We start from the raw sequence: 9,904 nt of genomic DNA on the forward strand, positions 1-9,904 counted from the left end.
TCACATTTTTATTTAGTAAAAATTTTTTCACCAAAAAAATAGGATAAATCATTAGTCAATATAATATTTCACCAATGCCTGTGTACCGTTATCTCCATATCCTCGTTCAAGCAAATGATTATACAGATCTTTAGATAGCTTAACACCTGGTAAATCAAGTCCCATTCTATCTGCTTCGTCTATCGCAATCTTCATATCTTTAATAAAATGTTTAATATAAAAACCTGGTTCAAAATCCCCTTTTAACATTTTCGGACCTAAGTTTGATAGCGACCAAGAACCAGCAGCACCTGTTGAAATCGATTGAAGTACTCTTTCTAAATCTAATCCTGCCTTTAATCCGTATGAAATAGATTCGCAAACACCAATCATGTTCGTAGCAATTAGTAATTGATTGCACATTTTTGTATGCTGTCCATTTCCAGCTTCACCTTGGTACACAATATTTTCTCCAAACACCTCGAAAATCGGTAGCATTTTATCAAATGCCTCTTTATCACCGCCGACCATAATCGAGAGCATTCCTTTTTGTGCTCCAATATCTCCTCCAGAGACCGGTGCATCGAGTGAGTAGATTTCTTTTTCTTTAGCAATTTGATAGATTTTTTTTGCTAATGTTGGTTCAGACGTTGTAAGATCAACAACAATTGATCCTTTTTTTGCCGTTTGAAAAATTCCATTATCCCCGCAATACACTTGTTCTACATCTTGAGGAAAACCGACCATTGTAAAAATAACATCTTTATCTACTGACGCTTCCATAGGTGTTTCCGCCCATTTTGCCCCAAGCTCTATTAATGAACTTGCTTTTGACTTTGTACGTGTATAAATTGTCACTTCATAATTTTTATTTAGTAAATGTTTTACTATACTTGTTCCCATAACACCTGTACCTATAAATGCAACCTTTTCCTGCTTTAACATACAATCACCCCAAAAATTTCATTTTATTGTAGTTTAACAAATAATAAGAAAATTGTTGTAAATTTTTAAAAAATATTACTAGAAATTTACAAAGTATAGTCTCTTCATTTATTTTTTGGAAAAGTAGTATAGAGATAGCTTAATGAAGTAATAGTGAAGTGGAATAAATATACAAAAAAAGAGAGCCAAAAACGTATTGTTTTCAGCTCTAAAAGGGGGAAATGAGAATGTTGCTGTGTTCAAATATAATATTGCCAAAATTATAAAATTTAAACACAATATAATTGTTTTTTTTGAATTTTTTAATTAAGAAAATTTGTTTTTTCATCAATATTCTCATTTTGATCATATTGATTCATTAGTTTATCTAATTGACGACTTAATCTGAGTGTTTTAGGGTTTTGAAGTCCATTTTCGATTCCCGATTGAATCATCATTTTTCTTTTCTGTTCAAGCTTATTCAAGGTGTCCTTCTCCACAAAACCGCTCCTTTTTTAAATTTTCATACATAAAAAACCCCAATTTCAAAAATTAAGATCGTGTTAACTTCTAGGTATTTCTAAAAATGTATAAATTACATTTCCACCTTGCTTAGCTTCGCCACGAAAATGTTTAAATTTAGGATCTTTCACCAGTACTTCTCGGAACTTCAAAAATTCCTCTTTTGTTACTTCTATACTATCAATTTCTCCATTTTTTAGTTGTTCAATCATTTTTTTATATATTTCCATATAAAAACACCTTTCTTTCAATGTAACTTACGATAAAAAATAGTTACAAATTATTAATTATTCAAATATCTATTTACTTTTTTTTATTTTTCATGCAAACTTTCATAATATTAAGCAATTAAAGGAGCTGCTTTTTTATGAAAATAGCTGAAGTAGGTAATATAATCGAATTTAAAGACGGTTTGCAAGGAATTGTTGAAAAGGTAAATGAGAATTCCGTTATTGTTGACTTAACGATTATGGAAAATTTTCATGACCTTGAAATGGAAGAAAAAACTGTTGTGAATCATAAACGATATAAAATTTTAAATAATGATGCACTCTAATTAATACGTTCCCAACATACGAAATGATGATTGGGAATTTTTTTTATGGTAATATAAGTATCAAGGAGGCAAGCTATGAAATTAGGTAATCAATTTATCAGACTCCTTCTTCCACTAATTTTTGTGTATGCTTTCATTTATTACGCATATGAAGAGTCAGATATTTTTTGGTATATCTATGCTTTCACAATGCTTACGGCTTGTGCGATCTCTTTGATTTCAAACCAAATAAAGGATGAGCTTCCCGTTTGGAGAACATTATTATTTGGTATAGGCTATGGTACTGTTTTATATGGGATTATACGCTTCTTATATTGGATTCTTAACATGGTGAATGATGATTTTACAAAAACAACAACCAAGTTTATTTCATCCTTTGGACCAAACAATATATGGCACTATTTTTTACTTCTATTTATTCTTGTCATTTGTGAAGAAATGTTTTGGCGAGGATATATCCAACAAAAACTTAAAACTTTCGTATCACCTATTATAGCAATTAGTATCTCAAGCGCTCTTTTTTGCATTTTCTTCGCAATAAGTGGGTATTTCAGCATTAGTATAGTAGCATTTATTATGAGTATTTTTCTTGGAGCACTTTATGAATGGAAAAAAAGTATGCCCCTAGTTATTGTAGCTCATGAAGTTTTTATTGTGTTACTTTTTTTAATAATCCCCTTTTTCTAAGAAAATGGGAACAAACAAAAATTTATTTATGTTGAAACTTTAAGCAAAAACACACGTTTAATTCAATGAGGGGGCAAAAAAATGAGAAAACACATTTATACATCAATCATTTTAGCTTTATTTTTAACAGCTTGTAATACTTCTGATGACCAGCCTAATACAGAACATACAAAAGATCACGTTACAGCTGACAGTGGATCAAATGAAAATCAAGATCTACCTGAAAACGGAAATGTTACAGAAGAGCCAGTCGAACCATCTGATAATAAGACAACTATCACATATACAACAAACGGCGAAGAAAGAACTGAAGAAACTACAACAGTTAAAAGCAATTCACAGGGCTATTCAATTCAATCATTACCTAATTTCACGTTAACTGCTGAGGAACCTGGTAAAGATATGCTCTATTTAACTGCTGACGATTCAATCACAATGCGTATTGAATATAAATCAACAAACGATTCAACATTTGATGATTTAGTTAAAAACACAGAAGAGCTAATGAATACGATCAGTCCTCATGTAGGTTATGAACAATTTGATATTAAAGAATTTATACAAGATGATATTGCAAATTACACAGCCTATAAAGTTGATCTCGCTGATCAAGTTGTAATTGCAGTTGTATTTGAAAAAGAAGATTCATTAGTGCGCTTAACAATTTTTGATGAAAAATTAATGGATCTATCTGATGCGATGATTAAAATGGGATTAACAATTAAAAAAGCTAACTAATAAAACTTTATGATAAAAAAGCTTTATCAACTACAAAAAAGTCGACTATAGAGGAAACCCCTAAAGTCGACTTTTTAATTTCATATAATCCTTAATATGACAAATCTTTTATTGATAATCCTAATTTCTTCAACAAACTAATAGCAGTTTCCTTCTCATCAGAAGTAAGTACACTTAGCATATCGTGCAGGTGCTTTTCATGTTCTGGGAATAATTGATCCATAAAATCAGAACCTTCTTTTGTAATTTCAGCATAAGTCACTCGTCGATCTGTTGGACACGATACTCTGTTTAGGTAACCTCTTTTTTCAAGTTTATCAACGACATAAGTGATTGAACCACTTGCAAGTAAAATTTTATTACCAATCTGCTGTAGCGGCTGCTTCCCTTTATGATAAAGTAACTCTAATACTGCAAATTCCGTTGGGTTTAAACCATTTTGTTGAAAAAATTCATTTGTCACTTCATTGATAGCCTTATTTGCTCTTGATAAGACTATATAAAGTTTTAAGGATTGTTTCATATTCTCTGAAGTCACGACAAATCATCCTTTTTCCCTAATATAATGAATTATAGCTAGAGATAGAAAGATTTGTCAAAGTACTTTTCAATGACATAATTGTTACAGTCGAACAATTGATACTCAAAGACTAATTTATGTCATCAAAAGGTCTGGCTGGGAATCATCTTTCTTTAAAAATGCTTCGTGTACTGTTGGCAATTTAATTGTAAATGTAGTTCCAATCCCTAGTTTGCTTTCCACACTTATTTCACCATCATGTTCTTCAATTACCTTTTTGACTAAAATTAATCCAAGACCTGTCCCATTTTCCTTCGTTGTATAGAAAGGGGTAAACAAATTAGAAATTTCCTCCTCTTTAATGCCCTTCCCTTCATCACAAACGGCAACTTTTAAATTGTTTATCTCATTATAGATTTTAATGGTGATGTTTCCACCTGAATCCATAACTTCTATCGCATTTTTCACAAGATTAATCATCATTTGTTTCAAACGATTCTCATTTCCAATTACTTTTTCATTCACTGGTTCTATTTTGTTCATTTGAAAAGTGATATTTTTTAATTCAGCAAGAGGATTCATTAATTCAATGACATTGTGAATAATTTTCGTAAATTGTACTTCTTCATATATTCGTTCATTCGGATTTGATAAATAGAGAATTTCAGATAGAATAGAATCCATTCGTTCCAGCTCAGAATTCATAACATTTAAATATTTTTTTTCATTCTCTGAACAATTTATTTTTAGAAGCTCAATAAACCCCTTTAACGAAGTCATAGGATTACGAATTTCATGGGCAATACTCGCTGTCATTTGCCCTATTGCATTAAGATTCTTATGTTGTTCTACTTTTTGCTTTAATATATATTTTTCTGTCTCGTCCGTAATGGTAGTAAGTATAATCCCCAATGAAGAATTCAATTTACTCTCGAGCTTTAACCATAGAACACGATCATCATTTTTTCTTGATAATTCTACTGTTGCCTGTCCATTTGTTGAAAGCTCACGAAAATATTGAAATGTTGAGATTTGGTTATTTGAAAAATTTTTAAATATATTTTCATAGGTTTGATTCACTAATTGACATTTATCAATACCTAAAAGCTCAAGTCCGATATTATTTATACTAATTATTTCGCCATCAAGATCTGTAATAATTAGACCATGGGAAAATTCACAAAACATCGACGATATTTGAGCTAACTTTTTGTTAATATTGTCACTCAACCCTATTTTATTAATCAATCTAGCATAAATTTGTTGGGTTTTATTATCAAAATGACAGGATAAATACAGTTTTTCGTATTGTTCCCCAACTTTCACATTAAGAGTACAGTAAGCGTAAGCTTCATTTGGGAATCCTTTCAACAATTTTTCCCATGCTCTTTTTGATGGCTCGTCCATTGTAATGAAATCATATTCTTTTAAATTCAGCTTCTTGGCAGCCTGATCATTTAATGACTGAATTTGACAAGAAGTGTTTAATATTAACGTTGGAGTGCTAACTGGTTGGAAAAATTCCTTATATATAGGACTTACTTTCACCATTGAAAACACCAATCCTTCCACATCTAGAAGATTCTTATGCAAATCCTTACATATTTCTAATCTATTACTGATTATGAATGATTATGACAATATATTACTAAATTTGTAGTTTAATATTTGACAAATTAACTTTTACGATTATTTATGGATTAAAAATAATATTCAACCAACACTCCACTTAAATTATTACTAGTTGCCTAGAATACTGAATGTTTTAAACACTTTAATCAATTAAAGTGTATATGTAAATAGCTTTATATGTTAATACATTTCCATTTAAATATTAAGAAAATACGAAAAAATTGTCAATTAATCCGTTTTCAAACAATTCAGTAAGATGGAAATTAATATAATTATGATGATATTTCGGGAGATGTTGAATCTTGCATTTTTTCTGGGCAATTTTAAAGTATGTATTATAAAAGACAAAATAATGCACCTTTCAAAATAGACAAAAAAGGCCATATGATGTAAAACACATCATATGGTCCCTTATCCACTACCCTATTATGACCCGCTCCTTCGGATATCGATATTGTGATTTTTTCGCTTTTCCTCCGAGAGAGTATAAGAATGAAATTAAGCCAACTCGTCCAATAAACATTAATATCATAACAACAATTTTTCCTGCTGATGATAAATTTGAGGTTATTCCTTGACTCATTCCACACGTACCGAAAGCAGAAGTGATTTCAAAGATAATATCATTTAAAGATGCGTAAGGTTCTGTAATGAGTAAAATCATTGTCGCAAATAATACCATAAACGCTGCTAAAGTAATGACAACAAAGGATCTGTAAACATCCGTTATATGGAGCTCTCTTCCAAATACTTGAATTTCATTTCGTCCATTGGCAAAACTTATTAAGAATAATATTGCAACTGCAAATGTCGTTGTTCGAATACCTCCACCAACAGAGCTTGGGGATGCACCGATAAACATGAGAAAACTTAAAAAAATATCTGTCGCTTCATTAAAACTTGAAATATCAACTGTTGTTAAACCTCCTGATCTTGCCGATACAGAATGAAATATGGATGTAAATATTTTCTCATGCCATGCCATACCTCTAAAGGACTGGAATGATTCAACAAGGTAAATAACTAAACTCCCGATTAGAAATAAAACACCATAGGTTGCTGTTGTTATTTTCGTAAATAAGCTAAATCTGAATGTATTACTTTTTCTAAACAAAAAGGTTTTCAATTCAACTAATACAGGAAAACCGATTGCTCCAAGAACAATTAAAATCATAATGACAAATTGCACAAAATAATCTGTTCCGAATGGTATCAAGCTTTTACCCGTAAGATCAAATCCCCCATTTGTTGTAGCTGAAACAGAAGTAAATATTCCATGCTTTGCCGCTACTACCCAGCTATCGAAATATCTTAAAAAATGGATAGATAAAACAATTGCACCAAGAGCCTCAATTACTAATAATATTTTGACGATTTCTTTTAAAAGATGTACAACACCAGAAAGATTATACTGGTTATGGTCAATCATAATCAGCTGTCTTTCACGCATCCCAATTTTCTTGCCAAACAAAATCCAAATGAATGTACCGATAGACATAATGCCAATCGCGCCAATTTGTAATATAAATAAAAGAACACCAATACCAAATGATGAAAAGGTTTCAGATACGTTAATAACGGTAAGCCCAGTTACGCTAACAGCACTGATTGCTGTAAATAAGCTATCTAAGTAAGATATCTCTACCCCATCTCTATAAACAGCAGGAATTCGTAATAATAAAAATGAAATAGCAATTGCAATAAAATAATAGGTAACGATTAATTGAAATGGTGTAATGATAAAATTACGGTTATGTTTTCTTTTAGCCATACATGTCGCCTTCTTTTTCAAGTCGATTTAACATTACCTAAGTATAAATAAATGTAACTTATATGAAAAGAGGAACAGAATATAAACTGCTCCTCTTTTAGAAAAATTATAAACTTTGTTCAGATTGTCCTTTTTTCTTTTTAATAACACTTGAGAAGTATCCACCAAGTGCAATAGCTAACAATACTCCCCAGAAGATGATTTTCCATGGTGTAGAATGTGGGAAGTCATGTGGTAGGATACCAACACCATCGTGAGCTAATGTTAAAATAGCTAATTTAATTCCAACCCAACCTACAATTAAAAATGCTGCAGTTTCTAAGCCTGGGTACTCGTTTAAAACTTTTACAAACCATTGTGCAGCAAAACGCATTAATACTAAACCAATTATTCCCCCAAGGAACATAACAGAGAATTGCCCAATATTAATACCACCAATGTGCATATCACTGATTGTCGGTAAAGTAACAGCAATTGCAACAGCTGCTAACATCGAGTCAATGGCAAAGGCAATATCCGCCAACTCAACTTTAACGACAGTTGCCCAGAAGCCTTTTCCTTTCTGCGGCTCATCACTTAATTCGTCTTCATCTATTTCTTCGGTCTTCTTAAACTTACTATCATAAATATGTTTTATAGAGATGAATAATAAATAAGCAGCGCCGATTGCTTGAATTTGCCAAATTCCTACTAATAAAGTAATCAAAAATAGTGCTGCAAAACGGAAAACAAACGCGCCCAATAATCCATAAAATAATGCCTTTTTCTGTTGTTCACGCGGCAAGTGTTTTACCATTACCGCCATTACTACAGCATTATCTGCCGCAAGTAATCCTTCTAATACGATTAAAACAACTAAGACCCAAGCATACTCTAAAAGTATTGCTTCCACAAATACTCCTCCTCCTCTTTTGTATACCCAAAAATGAGGTATTTCAAAAAGTAAATCTCTTCACCAATCACCATTTTTAGACAAAAAGAAAAGACCTCTGCCTACTAAAGGCAAAGGTCTTGCTAAGCATCGTTATTGATAAACTATACCAGTCTACCATATAGTTTTGCTATCACACCCGATGGTAATACCATGTAATGACGAATGTGAAGTAAGTAATTGAATAGTATCAATACTTATAGCTACTCCCCTTTGACGTAAAGTCAATGGCTATTCAGTTGAAATTTATAATAAAATTATAGTACAAAATTAGTAATTAATGCAAGAATTTTATTTTGTTCAGCTAATTGAAATAACCTACTTAATCTCAATATGAAATTCTTTCCGATGTTTGTTTTTATTATAAAATTTAACCATCACTGGTATTGTTTTAATAAAGTCTGGACATTTTATTTTACCTTTATTTAAGATTTCCCTCGCATTCTTACAATCAAAATAAGCATTCCACGATAAATAATCTAACGTCTCTCTTTCTACACCTAATTTTTTCCTAATCATTTTTATTTCTAAACATTTTTTTGTTAATGTTAATGGCAGTCTTCCTTTAGGATATTTATCTGTCATTTCCTTTACCATTGCACGATAAACCTCTAAAACGGGGTGTGGATGTGGATCGGTTAAATGCAATGTTTTTCCTTCTGCCGCTTCTTCCATGCATAAATAAGCAGAAGCCTCAATCACATAATCAATTGGTACGACATTAATGAGCGCTGTAGATTTCCCAATGTAGGGAACGAACGGAAGAAACTTTATTGTATCAATCATATTCAAAAAGAAATACGGTCCATCAAATTTATTCGTTTCCCCTGTAATTGAATTACCTCGTACGATTCCCGGTCGGATAATTGTTGTCGGGATATGATTTTTTATTTTTTCAACAAGTAGCTCTGCTTCAAATTTTGTTTCCTCATAATAGTTTTTAAAACCATCTGGTCGGATTAATTCCGTTTCTAATAGTAAACCCTCTCGTTTTCCTGCCACATACGCTGTACTAAAGTACATATAACGTTGTAAATGAGGTAATTGACCGACAAATTCATTAACCATTTTTGTCCCTTCAACATTTACTTTCCAAGCGACAGCTCTTGGTACTGCAAGATCATATATTGCAGCTAAATGCCATACAACGTCTACACTTTGGGTAATTGCCTCTAAACGATCTGCTTGAATACCAAGCTGCGGGAGGGTAATATCACCTTCCACAATGGAAATCCTTCTTCCAGGAAAACTATCCATAATAAGCTGACTCTCTTTTTTAGCTTTTTCTAATTCTGTTGGATAAACAACAGCATATACATGGTCGGTATAATTTTTATTAAAAAGCTCTCGTACTAATTGACTTGATATAAAACCAGGAAATCCGGTAAAAAAATGAACCCCCATACTCCTTCATCCACCTTTAATTTATTTACGAAGTAATGAGTAACGCACTACAACATCTTAAAACTCTCTTTATATAAGTTACGATTTAAAAAACGAGAAATCCTCCTTAAAAGTTGCAAAATTCTCCCTTACAAATTTGAAATGGTTACTAATTCAGAATATTTCATACCATGGGGAGGTATTCTAAAAATAATCGAGTAGGAAACTAGCCATTAATTGGCTAGTCGACCTCTCACACCA

General features: G+C 31.7%; 11 protein-coding genes. 3 read left to right on the forward strand and 8 right to left on the reverse strand.

What is annotated here, in order from left to right:
• Positions 1-51 precede the first annotated feature (51 nt).
• The 3 genes from CD30_RS02595 to CD30_RS02600 form a co-directional block, all read right to left on the reverse strand.
• The gene (locus tag CD30_RS02595) at positions 52-924 is read right to left on the reverse strand and encodes an NAD(P)-dependent oxidoreductase (protein ID WP_036172115.1); all 873 of its coding nucleotides are present in this window, start codon (positions 922-924) and stop codon (positions 52-54) included.
• Positions 925-1,226: 302 nt separating this feature from the next.
• Positions 1,227-1,388 carry an aspartyl-phosphate phosphatase Spo0E family protein gene (locus CD30_RS19695; RefSeq protein WP_268871077.1) on the reverse strand — a complete coding sequence of 54 codons (162 nt, stop codon included), beginning with the start codon at positions 1,386-1,388 and terminating at the stop codon, positions 1,227-1,229.
• 78 nt (positions 1,389-1,466) lie between these two features.
• A complete protein-coding gene (locus tag CD30_RS02600; protein ID WP_036172118.1) occupies positions 1,467-1,655 on the reverse strand; it encodes a hypothetical protein in 189 nt (62 codons plus the stop codon).
• Between the two features lie 137 nt (positions 1,656-1,792).
• On the opposite strand from CD30_RS02600, the gene CD30_RS02605 reads away from it, so the two are divergent.
• The 3 genes from CD30_RS02605 (at position 1,793) to CD30_RS02615 (ending at position 3,406) form a co-directional block, all read left to right on the forward strand.
• Complete coding sequence (locus CD30_RS02605; RefSeq protein ID WP_036172121.1) at positions 1,793-1,981, forward strand: YkvS family protein; 189 nt, start codon at positions 1,793-1,795, stop codon at positions 1,979-1,981.
• 75 nt (positions 1,982-2,056) lie between these two features.
• The gene (locus CD30_RS02610; protein ID WP_036172124.1) at positions 2,057-2,668 is read left to right on the forward strand and encodes a CPBP family intramembrane glutamic endopeptidase; all 612 of its coding nucleotides are present in this window, start codon (positions 2,057-2,059) and stop codon (positions 2,666-2,668) included.
• Positions 2,669-2,749: 81 nt separating this feature from the next.
• Positions 2,750-3,406: a hypothetical protein gene (locus CD30_RS02615; protein ID WP_036172126.1), complete on the forward strand. Its 657-nt coding sequence runs from the start codon at positions 2,750-2,752 to the stop codon at positions 3,404-3,406.
• A 91-nt stretch (positions 3,407-3,497) separates the two neighbouring features.
• Here CD30_RS02615 and CD30_RS02620 read toward each other — a convergent pair whose 3' ends face one another.
• The 5 genes from CD30_RS02620 to CD30_RS02640 all read right to left on the reverse strand — a co-directional run bounded on the left by CD30_RS02620 (position 3,498) and on the right by CD30_RS02640 (position 9,664).
• Positions 3,498-3,944 (reverse strand): MarR family winged helix-turn-helix transcriptional regulator, encoded by a 447-nt coding sequence (locus tag CD30_RS02620; RefSeq protein WP_036172128.1) that lies wholly within the window; start codon positions 3,942-3,944, stop codon positions 3,498-3,500.
• A 117-nt stretch (positions 3,945-4,061) separates the two neighbouring features.
• Entirely contained in the window at positions 4,062-5,477 is a 1,416-nt protein-coding gene (locus CD30_RS02625) for an ATP-binding protein (RefSeq protein ID WP_052126022.1), read from the reverse strand.
• Positions 5,478-5,976: 499 nt separating this feature from the next.
• The gene (locus CD30_RS02630) at positions 5,977-7,329 is read right to left on the reverse strand and encodes a TrkH family potassium uptake protein (protein WP_036172130.1); all 1,353 of its coding nucleotides are present in this window, start codon (positions 7,327-7,329) and stop codon (positions 5,977-5,979) included.
• Positions 7,330-7,435: 106 nt separating this feature from the next.
• Positions 7,436-8,221 carry a TerC family protein gene (locus tag CD30_RS02635; protein WP_036172132.1) on the reverse strand — a complete coding sequence of 262 codons (786 nt, stop codon included), beginning with the start codon at positions 8,219-8,221 and terminating at the stop codon, positions 7,436-7,438.
• Between the two features lie 357 nt (positions 8,222-8,578).
• Positions 8,579-9,664 carry an SDR family oxidoreductase gene (locus CD30_RS02640; protein ID WP_036172135.1) on the reverse strand — a complete coding sequence of 362 codons (1,086 nt, stop codon included), beginning with the start codon at positions 9,662-9,664 and terminating at the stop codon, positions 8,579-8,581.
• Positions 9,665-9,904: the final 240 nt, after the last annotated feature.

Origin of the sequence: Ureibacillus massiliensis 4400831 = CIP 108448 = CCUG 49529, from assembly GCF_000772965.1 — a bacterium.
GTDB lineage: Bacteria > Bacillota > Bacilli > Bacillales_A > Planococcaceae > Ureibacillus > Ureibacillus massiliensis.

What these genes read in the sequence shown, in the direction of transcription:
- CD30_RS02595 (WP_036172115.1), bottom strand. Translation starts at nt 924, where the DNA reads ATGTTAAAGCAGGAAAAGGTTGCATTTATAGGTACAGGTGTTATGGGA.
- CD30_RS02600 (WP_036172118.1), bottom strand. Translation starts at nt 1,655, where the DNA reads ATGGAAATATATAAAAAAATGATTGAACAACTAAAAAATGGAGAAATT.
- CD30_RS02605 (WP_036172121.1), top strand. Translation starts at nt 1,793, where the DNA reads ATGAAAATAGCTGAAGTAGGTAATATAATCGAATTTAAAGACGGTTTG.
- CD30_RS02610 (WP_036172124.1), top strand. Translation starts at nt 2,057, where the DNA reads ATGAAATTAGGTAATCAATTTATCAGACTCCTTCTTCCACTAATTTTT.
- CD30_RS02615 (WP_036172126.1), top strand. Translation starts at nt 2,750, where the DNA reads ATGAGAAAACACATTTATACATCAATCATTTTAGCTTTATTTTTAACA.
- CD30_RS02625 (WP_052126022.1), bottom strand. Translation starts at nt 5,477, where the DNA reads ATGGTGAAAGTAAGTCCTATATATAAGGAATTTTTCCAACCAGTTAGC.
- CD30_RS02630 (WP_036172130.1), bottom strand. Translation starts at nt 7,329, where the DNA reads ATGGCTAAAAGAAAACATAACCGTAATTTTATCATTACACCATTTCAA.
- CD30_RS02640 (WP_036172135.1), bottom strand. Translation starts at nt 9,664, where the DNA reads ATGGGGGTTCATTTTTTTACCGGATTTCCTGGTTTTATATCAAGTCAA.